Here is a 15220-nt window from a genome sequence, read left to right as displayed (position 1 = left end):
ATTAATGTTAATATACAATCGGGAGTACACCCGAACGCCAACTATGGTGAGTGTTACCGACCTACGGACGATGTACGAGCAGATGGTGACCGCTCGGCACTACGAGGAGCGACTGGTAGACGAGTACCTCGTGGGGAAACAGCCGGCGTTCGACATCTCGGCGGGACCGATTCCCGGCGAACTGCACCTCGCGGCGGGGCACGAGGCGTCCGGCGCGGGCGTCTGCATCCACCTCCGCGACGACGACACGGTGACCGCGCCGCACCGGCCGCACCACATCGCCATCGCGAAGGGGGTCGACCTCAAGCGCATGACGGCCGAGATTTTCGGGCGGAAGACGGGGCTGTGCCGCGGGAAGGGCGGCCACATGCACCTGTTCGACCCCGACGTGAACTTCGCGTGTTCGGGCATCATCGCGCAGGGCTGTCCGCCGGCGGTCGGCGCGGCGATGGCCGCGAAAAAGCGGAACACCGACGCCGTCGCCGTCGCCTTCCTCGGCGAGGGCGCGATCGACCAGGGCGGCTTCCTCGAATCGCTGAACCTCGCGGCGGTCCACGACCTCCCGGTCGTCTTCGTCGTCGAGGACAACGACTGGGCCATCAGCATGCCCAAAGACCGCGTGACGGACGTACAGAACGGCGCACAGCGCGCCGACGGCTTCGACATGCCGGGCGTCCGTATCGACTCCGACGACGCGATGGCGGTGTACGAGGCGGCGGGCGAGGCCGTGATGCGCGCCCGCGACGGCAACGGGCCGACGCTCATCGAGGTGCAGGTCCACCGCCGGATGGGCCACTTCATGGGCGACGCGGAGGGGTATCGCCCCGAGGCCGACATCGACCGCGCGAAACAGCGCGACTCCATCGAGCGACTCGCCGAGGACCTCCGCTCGCACGGCGTGACCGACGACGAACTCGACGAGATTCGAGAGCGCGCCCACGAGCGGGTCGAAGAGGTGATTTCGTGGGCGAAAGAACAGCCCGAGCCCGACCCGGAGGAGGCGTACGAGAACGTGTTCACGAACCCGCCGGCGCAGGCGGCGACGGACGGCGGGGCCGCGGCAGACGCGCCGGGCGACGCCGGCGAGACCGGAGGTGACAACTGATGGCGACCGAATCACGAGACTACACCGAAGCGACCGAGACGGACCGCGAACTGACCATGAGCCGGGCGATGGTCGAGGCCATCGCGTGGGAGATGCGCGAGAACGAGGAGGTGTTCTACATGGGCGAGGACGTCGCCGACTACGGCGGCATCTTCTCCAGTACGACCGGCCTGTTGGACGAGTTCGGCCGCGACCGCGTGATGGACGTGCCCATCAGCGAGACGGCCTACCTCGGCGCGGCGGTCGGGGCCGCACAGGCCGGGATGCGCCCGATTGCCGAGCTGATGTTCGTCGACTTCTTCGGCGTCGCCATGGACCAGATCTACAACAACATGGCGAAGAACACCTACATGAGCGGCGGGTCGTTTTCCGTTCCGATGGTGTTGACCACGGCCGTCGGCGGCACCTACAACGACGCCGGCCAGCACTCCCAGACGCTCTACGGGACCTTCGCCCACCTGCCGGGGATGAAAGTCGTCGTCCCCTCGACGGCCTACGACGCCAAGGGGCTGATGCACAGCGCCATCCGCGACGACGACCCGGTCGTCTACATGTTCCACAAGCGTCTCATGGGCCTCGGCTGGATGCCGTCGCCCCCGGGCCCGAAGACCGGCGTCCCCAAAGAGGACTACACGATTCCGTTCGGCGAGGCCGACGTGAAACGGCCCGGCGACGACGTGACCGTCGTCACCCTCGGCCTGCACGTCCACCGGGCGATGGAGGCCGCAGAACAGCTCGACGACGACGGCATCGACGCCGAGGTCATCGACCTCCGGACGCTCGTGCCCCTCGACACCGAGACGGTGCTCGACTCGGTCCGCAAGACCGGGAAACTCCTCGTCGTCGACGAGGACTACCAGTCGTTCGGCGTGACGGGCGAAATCGTCGCGAGGGCCGCCGAGGGCGCGCTGGACGACCTCTCGGCGGTCAAGCGCCTCGCCATCCCCGACGTGCCGATTCCCTACGCCCGCTCGCTCGAAGACGAGGTCAACCCCGGCACCGACGACATCGCGGCGGCCGTCCGCGAACTCCACGAATGACGGGGACGGTCGGCGCAAACGGAGGTCGCGCATGACGGACGCCGTCGACGTGAACTCGGCCGACTCGTGGCCCGACGACGCCGACGACGTGGCCGAGGGCTACCTCGCCAACTGGTTCGTCCGCGAGGGGTCCGCCGTGGACGAGGGCGAGACGCTCTGCGAGATACAGGTCGAGAAGGTGAGCATCGACGTGACCGCGCCGACGGCGGGGACGGTCACGGAGACACTCGTCGGCGAGGGCGACGACTTCGCTCGCGGCGACGTGCTCGCGCGGGTGCAACCGAGCGCCTGACCCGCTGTTTTTTCGTCAGTCGTCGCCCGCCCGGTACGCCGCGCCGAGCGCCCGGTCCATCAGCTCTCGGTGGGCCTCTCGGACCCGCTCGTCGTCGCCGGGGCGGCGCTGTTCGTACCGACCGTCGGCGTCCATCACCCAGCGCCGGCGGTTGTCCGACAGGAGCGCGTCGAGGACGGCGTCGAGTTCCGCGCGGTGTTCGGGGTCCTCGACGGGCGCGACGGCCTCGACCCGGCGGTCGAGGTTGCGGGTCATCCAGTCGGCGGAGCCGACGTAGTAGTCGGGGTCGCCGTCGTTTTCGAAGTAGAAGACCCGCGAGTGTTCGAGGAACCGACCGACGACGCTCGACACCGAGATGCGCTCCGAGAGCCCCTCGATACCGGGTCTGAGCCGACAGATGCCGCGGACCACGAGGTCGATGTCGACGCCGGCCATCGACGCCTCGTACAGTTCGCGGACCATCGCGGGGTCTTCGAGCGCGTTCATCTTGGCGACGATGCGGGCGTCGCGGCCGGCGCGGGCGTGGTCGGCCTCCCGACGCACGAGCCGGGTCATCTCCTCGCGGAGGTTCGTCGGCGCGACCAGCAGTTTCCGGTACGTCTCGGCCCGCGAGTGGCCGGTGAAGAAGTTGAACAGGCGCACGAGGTCGTGGCCGATATCCGGGTCGGCGGTGAACAGCCCGAGGTCGGTGTAGAGCTTCGCCGTCTGGGAGTGATAGTTGCCGGTGGCGACGTGGGAGTACAGCCGAACCTCGTCGTCCTCCTCGCGAACGACGAGCGCCGTTTTCGAGTGGGTCTTCAGCCCGATGGTGCCGTAGGCGACGTGGATGCCCTCCTCTTCGAGGCGGCGGACCCACCGGAGGTTGTTCTCCTCGTCGAACCGGGCTTTGAGCTCGACCATCACCGCGACCTGCTTGCCGTTGTTCGCGGCCTCGATGAGCGTCTCGATGACCTCGGAGTCCGGCGCGGTCCGGTAGATGGTTGCCTTGATTGCCAGCACGTCGGGGTCGGCCGCGGCGGCCGCGAGGAACGTGCCGACCGTGCCCGTAAACGAGTGGTACGGGTGGTGGACGAGCACGTCTTTCCGGTCGATTTCGGCGAACACCGACGCGGGGTCGTCGGCCGAGCGGCCGACGAACCGCGGGTGGGGCTGGGGCGTCCACGGCGCGACTTCGAGTTCCGGTCGGTCGAGGTCGAAAAGCGACGCGAGCGCCCCGTAGTCCAGCGGCAGGTCGCGCTCGAACACCTCGGGGTCGTCCACGTCGAGCTGTTCCGCGAGGAGGTCGCGGACCGCCTCGGGAGTCCCCGACTCGACCTCCAAGCGGACGACCGTGGCGAACCGGCGCTGGCGGAGCACGTCCTCTATCGTGGCGATGAGACCCTCTGCGACCTCCTCGTTGCGGCGGACCTCGGCGTTCCGCGTCACCCTGAACGCCGAGGTGTCGATTATCTCGACGTTCGGGAACAGCAGGTCGATGTTGCGCTCGATGACGGCCACGAGCGGGACGAACCTGACTGGAGTGGCGGAGGTTGCGGCCGATGAAGCGGTGTCGGAGTCGCTTGCGCCATCCGCGTCGCCGACGCGCTCGTCCACGTTGACGAGCCGCGGGCGGTTGCCGGGGACTTTGACCCGCGAGAACTTCGTCGGCTCGTCGTCGCCCTCGGTCGTGCGGACCGCGAGCGACAGCGAGAGGTTCGAGATGAACGGGAAGGGGTTCGACGGGTCGAACGTCAGCGGCGTGAGCGTCGGCAGGACCGACGCCTCGAAGTAGTCGCGGAGGGCGGCCCGCTCGTCGGGCGCGAGGTCGTCGTAGCCGACGATTTCGATGCCCGCGTCGGCGAGCGCGGGTCGAACGAGATCGTGGAAGCAGGCTGACTGCCGGTCGAGCAGGTCGCGGGCGCGGTCGAGGACGAGCGACCACTGCCCGTTCGGGGTCCGGCCGTCGGGCGAGAGTTCGCTCACGCCCGCGGCCATCTGCTGTTTCAGGCCGCCGACGCGCTTCATGAAGAACTCGTCGAGGTTCGAGGTGAGAATCGAGAGGAACTTGACGCGCTCGAAAAGCGGGTTGCGGTCGTCTCTCGCCTCGTGGAGGACGCGCTCGTGGAAGGCGAGTTCGCTGAGTTCGCGGTTGAGATACAGCGCGGGGTCTGCGAGGTCGGCGTCGGCCGGCTCCGTCGCGTCTCCGTCGCGCTCGCGGGCGCGGACCGGCGCGGTCGACTGACCGGCGCGTCGGCCCTGCGAGTCGCCGCCGCGAGGCTCGTCGTCGGACATATGCTGAGAGGAGATGGTTCGGCGGCGACCTTTAGTTCGCCGCCTCGGCCGTCGCTCCCACCGTCGCCGCGGCGGGGCTCAGACCAGCGCGGGCTGGCGGGGTTCGATAATCTTCGAGTCCTTGCGGGACTCGTGGGTGACCTCGGAGTCGACGGCGACGAGTTCGTCGGCGTGGAGGTCGTACGCCGTCAGCGCGCCGCCGTAGACCGCGCCCGTGTCGAGACCCATCGCGTGCTCGAAGACGGCGGGGTGGGCCATCACGGTGTGCCCGAAGAAGACGCGCTCGGGGCCCTCGTAGTGCTCGAACCAGAAGGGGCCGTCGTAGCTGTCGCCGGGGTTCATCGCCCGGGTGTTTTCGAGGTCGTCCACGTCGTGTTCGGAAAGCGGCTTTTCGGGGTGGACGCCGCCGTGGACGACGATGGCCCCGTCCCACGTGATGGCGACCGGGAGGTTCGACATCCATTCGAGGTCGTCGTCGGTCAGCGCGTCTATCTCCTTCGTGCCGCGGATGAGCTTTTCTTCGTTGTTGCCGCGGACGGTCAGGAAGTTGTCGCGCTCGCGGACGTAGTCCACGACGCCCTTGCTGTCGGGACCCTTCCGCACGAGGTCGCCGACGAAGACGACGAGGTCGTCTTCGGACGGGTCGAGCCGGTCGACGAGGCGTTCGAGCGCCGGCAGACACCCGTGTACGTCGCCGACGACGTACACGTCGTCCCAGTCGTCGATGTCGACTCGAAGGTGTTGCTCGGCGACGTCGGGGTGGAAGGATGGGACACTCATTGGAAACGTTCTCTCCTATTTCAGAACGTCCCGGCCTAAGAAAGGGTTGCTAGTTTCGGAATGTTGTGCTATATAGACGTGGCAGAGACTGTCAGTCATACACCGCCGGGCGGGGGCGATGGTCTGATTCCGGTCGCCGGCCATCCCGCAATCGCTTTCCGGCGCGGCCGCGAAGTCGCGGCCATGAGCATCGGACCCCTCGACGACGAGACGGTCGAGAAGTATCGAGAGGCAGGGGAGGTCCTCCGCACGGTGTTAGACGAGTCGGCCGAGATGGTCGAACCGGGCGTCACCCACCTCGAAGTCGCCGAACACGCCGAAGCGCGCATCCGCGAACTCGCCGACGGCTGTGCCTTTCCGGTCAACATCAGCGTCAACGAGGAGGCGTCGCACGCCAGCCCCGGCCGCGACGACGACACCGTGTTCGGCGAGGACATGGTGTGTCTCGACGTCGGCGTCCACGTCGACGGCTACATCGCCGACTCCGCCGTGACCGTCGACCTCTCGGGCAACGACGAACTCGTCGAGTCCGCCGAGGAGGCGCTCGACGCCGCCCTCGACATGGTCGAAGCGGGCGCGCACACCGGGAAAATCGGCGCGGAAATCGAGGACGTGATTCGCGGCTACGGCTACACGCCCGTCCTCAACCTCTCGGGCCACGGTGTCGAACAGTGGGACGCCCACACCGACCCGACCATCCCGAACCGCGGCGCAGACCGCGGCGTCGAACTCGAAGTCGGCGACGTGGTCGCCATCGAACCGTTCGCCACCGACGGCTCCGGCAAGGTCTCCGAGGGGTCGAAAAACGAGATTTACAGCCTCGTCAACGACCGCTCGGTCCGCGACCGCATGTCGCGCAAACTGCTCGACGAGGTGCGCGAGAAGTACAAACTGCTCCCCTTCGCGGCCCGCTGGTTCGAGGGCGGCCGCTCCGAGATGGCTATCCGCCGGCTCGAACAGCAGGGCATCCTCCGCGGCTACCCCGTCCTGAAAGAAGAAGAGGGCGCGATGGTCGGACAAGCCGAAGACACCATCATCGTCACCGAAGACGGCTACGAGAACCTGACGCGGTAGTCGGGTCGGACGCGGTCGGAGGCGAACCGGTCGCCCCGAGACCGAAACGGCTTGCCCGTCCGGTTCCATTGAGCCGCCATGGACCAACTGTTCGCCCCGTGGCGCATCGACTGGGTCGCCCGCGACGACGACCAAGACGCGGCCGACGCCGACGACCCGGACGACGACCGCTGTCCCTTCTGTGCGCTCCCCGAGCGCGACGACGATCGGGAGAGCAAAATCGTCGCCCGCTCGCCGCACTCGTTCGTCATCCTGAACAACTACCCCTACGCGCCGGGTCACGTCATGGTCATCCCGTACCGCCACACCGGCGAGTTCGGCGACCTCTCGGACGCGGAACTCCTCGACCACGCGCGACTCAAGTCGAAGACGCTCGCCGCGTTAGACGCCGCCTTCGACCCCGACGGCTGTAACGCGGGCGAGAACCTCGGCGGGTCGGCCGCCGGCGGCTCCATCGACGACCACCTCCACACGCACGTCGTCCCGCGGTGGAGCGGCGACACCAACTTCATGCCGGTCATCTCCGACACGAAAGTGCTCGTACAGGCGCTCGACGACTCCTACGACCAACTTCACGAGGCGTTCGCCGGGCTCGACGGCGCGGTCGTCGAGGGCGACGACGACGCGGTTCGCTTCGAATTAGACTGACTCTAAAACTCACGTCGAGTGCGTCTAATAGGCCGCTCCGGCCCGAAGCGCATTTCAACCCCACTCCCGAAAGCCACGGTAATGGAGCGCAGACGGGCCATCCGGCGGGTCGGATTCGTCGTCCTCGCGGCGAACGTGCTTCTCGTCGTCGGGAAGGGCGGCGTGTGGTGGACGACCGGGAGCCTGGCCCTCGGGTCCGAGGCGGTCAACAGCCTCGCGGACGCGGTCTACAGCACCATCATCCTCGGCGGCCTCTATCTGACGACGAAGCCGCCGGACTGGGAACACCCCCACGGCCACGAGCGCATCGAGCCGTTCATCTCGCTTTTCGTCGCGGTCGGCATCTTCGCCGCCGGCGGGGCGATTCTCTGGCAGAGCACGTCCAGCATCCTCGCGGGGACCTACGGCGGGGCCGCGGGGACGCTCGGCGTCGTCGTCCTCGTCGTCGCGGCGGCGGGCAAGTACGTCCTCTACCGCTACTGCTACTCGGTCGGCCGCGAGCAGAACTCGCCCGCGCTCGTCGCCGCCGGCGTCGACAACCGAAACGACATCCTCACCGCGGGCGCGGCGCTCGTCGGCGTGGTCGGCGGCCAGTTCGGCTACCCAATCTTGGACCCGCTGGCCGCGATGGTCGTCTCCATCGGCATCGTCTACACCGGCTACGAAATCGTCCGCGACAACGTGAACTACCTCGTCGGGGCCGCCCCGCCGGAGTACCTCCGGGCGCTCATCGTCCAGACGGCGCTGTCGCACCCGGACGTTCACGGCGCGCACGACGTGGTCGCCCACTACGTCGGCCCCGAAATCGACGTGAGCCTCCACATCGAAGTCGAAGGCGACATGACGATTACCGAGGCCCACGACATCGAGACGTGGGTGGTGCAGGCGATTCGGAACATCGACGAGGTGGACGACGTGTTCGTCCACATCGACCCGCGGGAACTCGGCGAGTGGAAGGAAGACGACGAGACGGAGCGTTACACCATGTTCTCGCCCGACGGCGGCGACGACCGCTGACGCGTCGGCGACAGTTCACAGCAGTTTCTGCAGTTCTAACCGCAGTTCCCCGAGATACGGCACGTGAAACTGGCCTTTCGCCCGCACCCAGTCGGGCCGGACGGGCGAGGCGATGCCCCGCGCTTGGTCGTAGTAGTCGTTGTCGTCGCCGCGGGTGACGTAGCCGGCGTGCGGCGCGGGGCAGTTCAGGAGTTCCGCACAGGAGTCCGCGCCGTCCACGTACGAGTCGTCGGCCCGGTCGTACCAGTTCTCACCGTCCTCGACCCGGAAGACCGCGCGGTGGATGATGGGTGAGCCGTCGCGCGAGGGCGCGTCGTAGACGACGACGTCGCCCGGCCCGCCGAGTCGCCCGTAGCCCTCGCTCGCGTCGGCCGTGACCACGCCGTACTCGTCGGCCGCGGGGCCGCCGTAGCGACCTTCCGCGGTCACGACGACGAGGTCGCCGCGTTCGAGGGTCGGTTGCATGCTCCCGCTCTCGACGGCGACCATCGGGGGCCACACGCCGCTCACCGCGAAGAGCACCGCGCCGACCGCGACGACGATAGCGACCGTCTCCAGCGCGTCTCTCGCGAACGTTCGGGCCTCCGATGGGCTGTCGTCGGACACGGGTGCTGTCACCCGACGCGTCGCTATCAATCTTGTTGCCGACGCCGCGTGAGAGAAACCGTTAGGACCGGGTGGCGCGACCGTCGAGTCGTGACCGACCACTACCGCCTCGTCCCCGAGTTTCCCGACCCCGAAACGTACGTCTCCCTCCGCGACGCCGCCGGGATGCCCCCGCGCTCCCTCGCGGCCGCCGAGCGCGGCGTTCCGAACACGATTTTCGGCGTGCGCGTCGTCTTCGAGGGCGCGACCGGCGACGACGATTCGGGCGGACGCGTCGTCGGCATGGGTCGGCTCGTCGGCGACGGCGGCACCGTCTTTCAGGTCGTCGACGTGGCGGTCCACCCCGACCATCAGGGCCGCGGACTCGGGACCCGCGTGATGGACGCGCTCGTGGACTACCTCGACCGCGAGGCCCCGCCGTCGGCGTTCGTGAACCTCCTCGCCGACGTGGACGGCTACTACGAGCGCTGGGGGTTCGAACCGACCGCGCCGGCGTCGAAAGGGATGTTTCTCCGGGTCGGCGAAGACGGTGTTCCGGGGCGCGACGAGAACTGAGAAACGAGTGCGAGCCGGCGGAGCGGCCCTGAAACAGCGCTGAAACGGCGCGGAATCGACCGCTCAGGCGACCGTCGGCTCTCGCGGTTCGGGCTGTGCCTCGACCGGTTCTGCGAAGGCGTAGACGGTCTGGTGGGCGGTCACCGTCACGCGGGCGAAGTCGCCGGGTTCGAGGCCGTGTTCGGTCGCGTTCTGGACGATTATCTGGCGGTAGGCCTCGTCGCGGCACTTCACGGAGTCGCCGGTGCCCTCCTCGACGACGAGCACGTCGCGCTCCGTGCCGACCATCTCCTCGTAGGCGGCGGCGACGATGTCCATCTTCGCCTCGGACATCTCCTTGGAGCGCTCTTTCTTGAGCGTCCCGCCGAGGCCCTTCAGGTCGGCGGCGTCGGTGCCGGGGCGCTTCGAGAAGCGCGTGACGTTGACCTTCTCGGGGCGAATCTCGCGGAGGAGTTCCATCGACCGCTCGTGGTCCGCGTCGGTCTCGGTCGGGTAGCCGACGATGAAGTCCGTCGAGAGCGTCCAGTAGTCGAGTTCCCGGTCGAACGTCTCGACGATTTCTCTGAACTTGTCGACGCGGTGCTGGCGGCGCATGTGTTCGAGCACCTCGTCGGAGCCGGACTGCACGGGCGCGTGGATGAAGTTGTAGAGCTTGTCGTGGCGGGCGAACACGTCGGCGAGTTCCTCGCGGATGCCGTGGACGCCGCCGGGGTTGGCCATGCCGACGCGGACGCGGAACTCGCCGTCGATTTCGGTGCAGATGCGGTCCAGTAGCTCGGGGAGCTTCCGGTCGCCGTTGTCCCAGCCGTAGACGCCGGTGTCCTGCCCCGTGATGCGGAGTTCCTTCGCGCCGGCGTGGACGAGCGCCCGCGCCTTCTCGACGTTCTCGTCGACGGAGGGCGAATCGACCCGCCCCGTGGCGAACTTCGTGATGCAGTACGAGCAGTTCGACATACAGCCGCGGGCGATGGGCAGGATGCCGACGACGCCGTCCAAGACGGGCTCGACGCCGGGACCGGGAGTCGGACACTCGCCGTTGGTGACGGCGGTCGGCACGTCGTCCCAGTGGAGAATCTGGGCGTCGATGCCCTCCTCGCGGAAGTCGTTGCCCTGCGCGAGCGCCATACAGCCCGTGATGATGAGGTCCGCCGTCTCCGCCTCCAGCTCTTTGGCCCGACGGAGCATGTTCCGCTCCGTCTTCTCCACGACCGTACAGGTGTTCATGATGGCGACATCGGCCTCCTCGGGCCCGTCGACGCGGTAGTGTCCGGCGTCGCGGAGCGCGCTCTCGATGGCGCGGCTCTCGCCGCGGTTCGAGGTACAGCCGTATGTCTCGATGTGGTATCGGGCCATTCGGTTACCCCACGTACCGGGTCAGCGGGCAAAAACGCCGCGGTCTCCCCCGAGACTGCCGGCGTCCGCGGGCCGTGATAGCGCCTCACGGGACGAACCCGCCCGCTCCGCGGATGTCTCGCTCCGCACCTCGGCGTTTGTCTCCGCCCCACGAGCACGGTCGACGGAGCGTCGCACCGACCGGACGCTCCGCCCCCGAGGAGTCTCGCATCGGCCGTATTATCCGTCGAACGACGAAAATAATTCATTATCTCATCCTGCGTATTTAGAGCCGCTATGAAGTTCAACATGCGCGCCATCGCCTACGGGTTCATCGCGACCGTGGTCGTCGGCATCCTCAGCGGCTTCGCCGTCCCCTTCACGAACGCCACGCTCCCGACGGTCGGCTACGTCCTCACGGGTATCATCGGCGGCCTCGTCGCCGGCTACCTCGTCACGACCGGCATGGCCGACGGTGCACTCAACGGCCTCGTCGGCACGACGCTCGGCGGGATTATCGTCGCCATCGGCCTCGTCATCATGAACGTCCTGTTCGCGGGCGTGTTCTTCGGCCTGACCGTGTTCGCCGCGGCCGTCGTCATCATCGCCCTCGCGGGCATCCCCGGCGCTATCGGCGGCGCGCTCGGAAGCATGCTCCACGACCGCTCGGCCGCCCGCCGCACCAGACCCGCGGCCTGAGCCGACGAGTTCGACCTCGATTCTGTTCGACCTCGATTCCTGTTTTATCGTCCGCGTTCCCGCGTCCTCAGTGTTCCTTCCGCTCCCGTTCGCTTCCTTCCGCTTTTCCCTCGCTTTCGCGCCCTCGTCGCCGCCTCCGGCGAAAAGTTACTTGTCACGGTGTTGTGCAGTTGTGGTCGATGCGTTCTCGCAGGAACCCTCCCGATTCGCCCTCCGCCCGCGGCTCGACCGCGACCGACAGCGTCGCTTCGCCCGCCGCTGGCACCAACAGCACCAGCACCAGCACCCGCCGCGGCGCGCTTCGCCTGCTCGGGGCGGGCGCGGTCGCCGGCCTCGCCGGATGCCTCGGCGGCGGCGAGGGACAGACAGACGACGACTTCCCCGAGGGAGTCCGCTTCGACCGCGGCTGGCCGACTTACGCCCACGACGACGCCAACACCGCGTTTCTCCGCGAAGGCACCGCCATCGCCGAGCCGACTATCGAGTACGAACCCGACTTCGGGATGGACTCCACCGAGCCCGTCGCCGCCGGCGGGGTGGGCTACACGCCCGGCGACCCGATGCGGGCGCTCGACCCGGTCGCCGGCGAGGAGCTGTGGACCGCACAGGGCGAGAGGTGGACCGCGCCGGTCGTCCTCGACGGCGTCGTCTACTCGCTCGGTGTGACGGTCCACGGCCCGAACCGGCTCGCGCTCTACCGCGCCCGCACCGGTCGGGAGTTCCGGACCATCGAGCTCCCCGGTCGCCCGCGGACGCCGCCGGCGTTCTCCAACGACCGCGAGACGCTGTTTCTCGGCCTCGACGACGAGCGCGTCTGCGCGGTCGACATCGACGCCGCCGAGGTCAAATGGACGCGGTCGCTGTTCGGCGCGGTCCGGCGTCCCCTCGCGGTCAACCTCCACTCGGTGTTCGTCGTCACCGAGGGACAGCGCCTCTACTGCCTCGGAACTGATGGCAGTGCCTTCTGGCAGGTCCCGACCGAGACGGTCGAGACCGTCGCGCCGGTCGTCGGCGACGAGCGAGTGTACATCGCGGGCTGGGACCGCATCGCGGCGCTCGACCGGCGGAACGGCGACGTGGTCTGGGAGGACGACCGCGGCGTCCACGAGCGACTCGCGTTCGACGGCGAGCGCCTCTACGCCGCCCGCGGGTCGCTCCGGGCGCTCGACAGCGCGACCGGCGAGGTGCGCTGGACGTACGACCCGCGAGAGACTGTCTCCGCCGCGAGCGTCGTCGGCGACGCGGTCTACGTCGGCACGGGACACGGCGAACTCGTCGCCCTGAACCGAACCGACGGCGGCGGCCCCTTCGGCGACCGCGAGCGCTGGTCGATGTCGCTCGGCCGCAACGTCGGCCACTCGCTCGCCGCGACCGACCGCCGGGTGTTCTGCCCGGTCGTCCGCGACGACGGCCTGTTCAGCCTGACTGTCGTCGGCGACGCCGCCGATTCATCTAGTGCGGGCACGACCGCGACCGCGGGGACAGCCGCGGACGCTGGAGGGTCGGAATCGTGACGCGACCCGACGCGGACCTATCGAGACGAACGTTCCTCGGAGCCCTCGGAGCCGGCGCAGTCGCCGGTCTCGCGAGCTGTGTCGGCGGCGACGAAGGTTCCACGGGCGACGGCCGCGCCGACTGGCCACACCCCTACTTCTCGCCGGAGGGGGCGGGCTACAACCCCCGCGCGACCGGCCCGGCGTCGAAGCCGAGCGAGTCGTGGGGCATCGACGTGAACGGCCTCGAACTGGCGCGCCCGGTCGTGTTCGACGAGACGGTGTACCTCGCCACCAGCGAGCGCCTCCGGGCGTTCTCGGTCGCCGACGGCACCGAGCGATGGTCGGTCGAAAGCGACCCTCAGAGCGGGTTCCGCTCGTCGGTGACGGTCGATTCGGAGCGCGTCTACGTCGGCCACGTCGGGGCCAGAACCGGCGTGCTCGCGTACACCCACGACGGCGAAGAAGCGTGGCACGCGCCGACCGAGTCGAGCGTCTGGGCACCCGTCGTCCGACCCGAACCGGACCGCGACCGCCTCTACGCCTCCGACACCGCGGGGAACCTCTACCGCATTCGCGCCAGCGACGGTGCCGTCGAGTGGCGCGAGGAAGTGTTCGGCCCGGTTCGGTCCCTCGCGGCCAGGTACGACACCGTCGTCGCGGGCACGGAGGGTGGTGAGGTACTCACGTTCCAAGACGAGGGCGTCGAGCGCGGCGCGACCGGGCGGTGGCGAACCAAGCTCCCCGGCGGCGTGCAGGCGCTCGCAATCGCCGAGTCGAACGACGTGTTCGCGGGCTTCTTCGGCGCGGGCGTCGCCCGCCTCAGAGGCGGCCTCCGCGCCGGTGCCGTGGACTGGCACCGCGAGGAGCCCTCGCCGCACGGCTCGCTCGTCGTCGGCCCCCGGCGCGTCTTTTCGACCGACGGAACCGGTCTCGACGCCTTCGACAGGCGCGCCGGCTCCCCGGCGTGGGCGGCCGGCGACGACTTCTTCGCCCCGCCCGCCGGTGCCGGCGACACCGTCTTCGTCTCGGACACGAGCAAGAGCGGCGGCGCGGTCGTCGCCTACGACGCCGGAGGGGGTGTCGGCCTCGACGACACTCGCGTCGGGGCCGCGCGCTGGCGATACGACCTCTCGGGACGCGCGTTGACCGGGCCGACGCCCGCCCACGACGCGCTGTTCGTCGTCGAGTCGGGGGGCGACGACGGGGCGCGACGGCTCGTGGCGTTGCGGGCCGAGTAGGAGAGCGATTTAGGGGGCGCTCGACAGGACCGTCTCGGGAGACTGCGAGCCTCAGATGAGCCCCAGTATCCACCGCGTGACCTCGGAGGTCGCGAAGAAGGCACCTTCCAAACGGGAGAGGACTCTCCCGGTCCAGAGCGCGGCGACAATCAGGAGGGTGACCGCGACCAGCCACGCGAGCGTCCCGAGCGCCGAGGCGCTCACCGCGAGCGGGCGAGCGACCGCCGCGACGCCGACGATGCCGGTGATGTTGAGGATGTTGCTCCCGACGACGTTGCCCACGGAGACCCCGAGACTCCGCCGTCGGAGCGCGACGAGCGAGACGGCGAACTCCGGGGTCGAGGTGCCCGCCGCGACGATTGTCCCGCCGATGACCCACTCGGAGACGCCGGCACCGCGGGCCAACTCCGAGGCGGCGAGCACCATGTAGTCGCCGCTCACCAACACCAGCGCCAACCCGCCCGCGAGGAACACGGCGTCCCGTCCGGGGAAGTCGATTCGTTCGGTTATCGAGCGGGTCACGCCGCCGTCGCCGAGCGACTGGTCGTCAGTTCCGTTCGTCTCCGTCTGAGAACTCCGAAGCAAGTACGCCGTGTAGGCGACGAACGCCCCGACTAAGAGGACCCCTTCGAGCCTCGTGACCCGGAGGTCGAACAGGACCACTCCGCCGAGGAGCGTGCTCGCCAGCAGGGCGACGCCGTCGCGGGAGACGAGCGACTCCGCGACCGGAATCACCCGGACCAGCGAGATGACGCCCAGCACGAACGCCAGGTTGTAGATGTTCGAGCCGAGGACGTTGGCGACCGCGATATCGCCCAGCCCCTTGTACGCGGCGTCGACCGCGACCGAGAGCTCCGGCGTCGACGTCCCCGCCGCGACGATTGTCAGTCCGATGGTGAGCTCCGAGAGCCCGAATCTCCGAGCCGACCGGACGGCGGCGTCGACCAACAGCCGCGCGCCGACCCAGAGCCCAAGCACTGACACGAGAATCACGACGATTTGAACGGCCTGTCCGCCTCGGAGCATGGTGTGGGTTCTCGGGAGTCGGCTAATCAATGTTGGGCGCG

15 protein-coding genes are annotated in these 15220 nt (G+C 68.7%); 10 read left to right on the top strand and 5 right to left on the bottom strand.

Annotated features, from left to right (window positions below; genetic code table 11):
- The first annotated feature begins 70 nt into the window (after window positions 1-70).
- The 3 genes from C438_RS11410 to C438_RS11400 are packed head-to-tail and all read left to right on the top strand — an operon-like array spanning window position 71 to window position 2437.
- A complete protein-coding gene (locus C438_RS11410; RefSeq protein WP_004969552.1) occupies window positions 71-1105 on the top strand; it encodes a thiamine pyrophosphate-dependent dehydrogenase E1 component subunit alpha in 1035 nt (344 codons plus the stop codon).
- On the top strand, window positions 1105-2145 hold the full coding sequence (locus C438_RS11405; RefSeq protein WP_004969551.1) for an alpha-ketoacid dehydrogenase subunit beta: 1041 nt from the start codon (window positions 1105-1107) through the stop codon (window positions 2143-2145). The genes C438_RS11410 and C438_RS11405 overlap by 1 nt, the downstream gene beginning before the upstream one ends.
- Before the next feature lie 31 nt (window positions 2146-2176).
- Window positions 2177-2437, top strand: a complete 261-nt coding sequence (locus tag C438_RS11400; RefSeq protein ID WP_004969550.1) for a lipoyl domain-containing protein — start codon at window positions 2177-2179, stop codon at window positions 2435-2437.
- Between the two features lie 15 nt (window positions 2438-2452).
- Here C438_RS11400 and ppk1 read toward each other — a convergent pair whose 3' ends face one another.
- Both ppk1 and C438_RS11390 read right to left on the bottom strand, forming a co-directional pair.
- Entirely contained in the window at window positions 2453-4708 is a 2256-nt protein-coding gene (gene ppk1, locus C438_RS11395) for a polyphosphate kinase 1 (protein ID WP_004969549.1), read from the bottom strand.
- 78 nt (window positions 4709-4786) lie between these two features.
- Window positions 4787-5488 (bottom strand): metallophosphoesterase family protein, encoded by a 702-nt coding sequence (locus C438_RS11390; protein ID WP_004969548.1) that lies wholly within the window; start codon window positions 5486-5488, stop codon window positions 4787-4789.
- Between the two features lie 183 nt (window positions 5489-5671).
- Here C438_RS11390 and map point away from each other — a divergent pair, with 183 nt between their 5' ends.
- The 3 genes from map to C438_RS11375 all read left to right on the top strand — a co-directional run bounded on the left by map (window position 5672) and on the right by C438_RS11375 (window position 8227).
- Complete coding sequence (map, locus tag C438_RS11385; protein ID WP_004969547.1) at window positions 5672-6562, top strand: type II methionyl aminopeptidase; 891 nt, start codon at window positions 5672-5674, stop codon at window positions 6560-6562.
- 78 nt (window positions 6563-6640) lie between these two features.
- Complete coding sequence (locus tag C438_RS11380; protein ID WP_004969546.1) at window positions 6641-7210, top strand: HIT family protein; 570 nt, start codon at window positions 6641-6643, stop codon at window positions 7208-7210.
- A gap of 81 nt (window positions 7211-7291) precedes the next feature.
- Entirely contained in the window at window positions 7292-8227 is a 936-nt protein-coding gene (locus tag C438_RS11375; RefSeq protein WP_004969545.1) for a cation diffusion facilitator family transporter, read from the top strand.
- 15 nt (window positions 8228-8242) lie between these two features.
- Here C438_RS11375 and C438_RS11370 read toward each other — a convergent pair whose 3' ends face one another.
- Window positions 8243-8833 carry a S26 family signal peptidase gene (locus tag C438_RS11370; protein WP_004969544.1) on the bottom strand — a complete coding sequence of 197 codons (591 nt, stop codon included), beginning with the start codon at window positions 8831-8833 and terminating at the stop codon, window positions 8243-8245.
- A 90-nt stretch (window positions 8834-8923) separates the two neighbouring features.
- Between C438_RS11370 and C438_RS11365 the strand changes: the two genes are divergently transcribed.
- Window positions 8924-9388 (top strand): GNAT family N-acetyltransferase, encoded by a 465-nt coding sequence (locus tag C438_RS11365; RefSeq protein WP_004969543.1) that lies wholly within the window; start codon window positions 8924-8926, stop codon window positions 9386-9388.
- A 63-nt stretch (window positions 9389-9451) separates the two neighbouring features.
- Here C438_RS11365 and C438_RS11360 read toward each other — a convergent pair whose 3' ends face one another.
- Window positions 9452-10741: a tRNA (N(6)-L-threonylcarbamoyladenosine(37)-C(2))-methylthiotransferase gene (locus tag C438_RS11360; RefSeq protein ID WP_004969542.1), complete on the bottom strand. Its 1290-nt coding sequence runs from the start codon at window positions 10739-10741 to the stop codon at window positions 9452-9454.
- Between the two features lie 276 nt (window positions 10742-11017).
- Between C438_RS11360 and C438_RS11355 the strand changes: the two genes are divergently transcribed.
- The 3 genes from C438_RS11355 to C438_RS11345 all read left to right on the top strand — a co-directional run bounded on the left by C438_RS11355 (window position 11018) and on the right by C438_RS11345 (window position 14153).
- On the top strand, window positions 11018-11419 hold the full coding sequence (locus C438_RS11355) for a DUF5518 domain-containing protein (RefSeq protein ID WP_004969541.1): 402 nt from the start codon (window positions 11018-11020) through the stop codon (window positions 11417-11419).
- Between the two features lie 179 nt (window positions 11420-11598).
- The gene (locus C438_RS11350; protein WP_239640675.1) at window positions 11599-12933 is read left to right on the top strand and encodes a PQQ-binding-like beta-propeller repeat protein; all 1335 of its coding nucleotides are present in this window, start codon (window positions 11599-11601) and stop codon (window positions 12931-12933) included.
- Window positions 12930-14153, top strand: a complete 1224-nt coding sequence (locus C438_RS11345; RefSeq protein ID WP_004969539.1) for an outer membrane protein assembly factor BamB family protein — start codon at window positions 12930-12932, stop codon at window positions 14151-14153. Before C438_RS11350 ends, C438_RS11345 begins: the two co-directional genes overlap by 4 nt.
- Before the next feature lie 51 nt (window positions 14154-14204).
- Here C438_RS11345 and C438_RS11340 read toward each other — a convergent pair whose 3' ends face one another.
- The gene (locus C438_RS11340) at window positions 14205-15179 is read right to left on the bottom strand and encodes a sodium:calcium antiporter (protein WP_004969538.1); all 975 of its coding nucleotides are present in this window, start codon (window positions 15177-15179) and stop codon (window positions 14205-14207) included.
- Window positions 15180-15220 lie beyond the last annotated feature (41 nt).

Origin of the sequence: Haloferax denitrificans ATCC 35960 (assembly GCF_000337795.1) — an archaeon.
GTDB classification, from domain to species: Archaea; Halobacteriota; Halobacteria; order Halobacteriales; family Haloferacaceae; genus Haloferax; species Haloferax denitrificans.
This window is presented reverse-complemented; position numbering and strand designations above follow the sequence as displayed.

Coding starts and splice junctions, on each gene's coding strand:
- C438_RS11410 (WP_004969552.1), top strand. CDS start 71: ATGTACGAGCAGATGGTGACCGCTCGGCACTACGAGGAGCGACTGGTA.
- C438_RS11360 (WP_004969542.1), bottom strand. CDS start 10,741: ATGGCCCGATACCACATCGAGACATACGGCTGTACCTCGAACCGCGGC.
- map (WP_004969547.1), top strand. CDS start 5,672: ATGAGCATCGGACCCCTCGACGACGAGACGGTCGAGAAGTATCGAGAG.
- C438_RS11380 (WP_004969546.1), top strand. CDS start 6,641: ATGGACCAACTGTTCGCCCCGTGGCGCATCGACTGGGTCGCCCGCGAC.
- C438_RS11355 (WP_004969541.1), top strand. CDS start 11,018: ATGAAGTTCAACATGCGCGCCATCGCCTACGGGTTCATCGCGACCGTG.
- C438_RS11390 (WP_004969548.1), bottom strand. CDS start 5,488: ATGAGTGTCCCATCCTTCCACCCCGACGTCGCCGAGCAACACCTTCGA.
- C438_RS11340 (WP_004969538.1), bottom strand. CDS start 15,179: ATGCTCCGAGGCGGACAGGCCGTTCAAATCGTCGTGATTCTCGTGTCA.
- C438_RS11375 (WP_004969545.1), top strand. CDS start 7,292: ATGGAGCGCAGACGGGCCATCCGGCGGGTCGGATTCGTCGTCCTCGCG.
- C438_RS11405 (WP_004969551.1), top strand. CDS start 1,105: ATGGCGACCGAATCACGAGACTACACCGAAGCGACCGAGACGGACCGC.
- C438_RS11350 (WP_239640675.1), top strand. CDS start 11,599: ATGCGTTCTCGCAGGAACCCTCCCGATTCGCCCTCCGCCCGCGGCTCG.
- ppk1 (WP_004969549.1), bottom strand. CDS start 4,708: ATGTCCGACGACGAGCCTCGCGGCGGCGACTCGCAGGGCCGACGCGCC.
- C438_RS11400 (WP_004969550.1), top strand. CDS start 2,177: ATGACGGACGCCGTCGACGTGAACTCGGCCGACTCGTGGCCCGACGAC.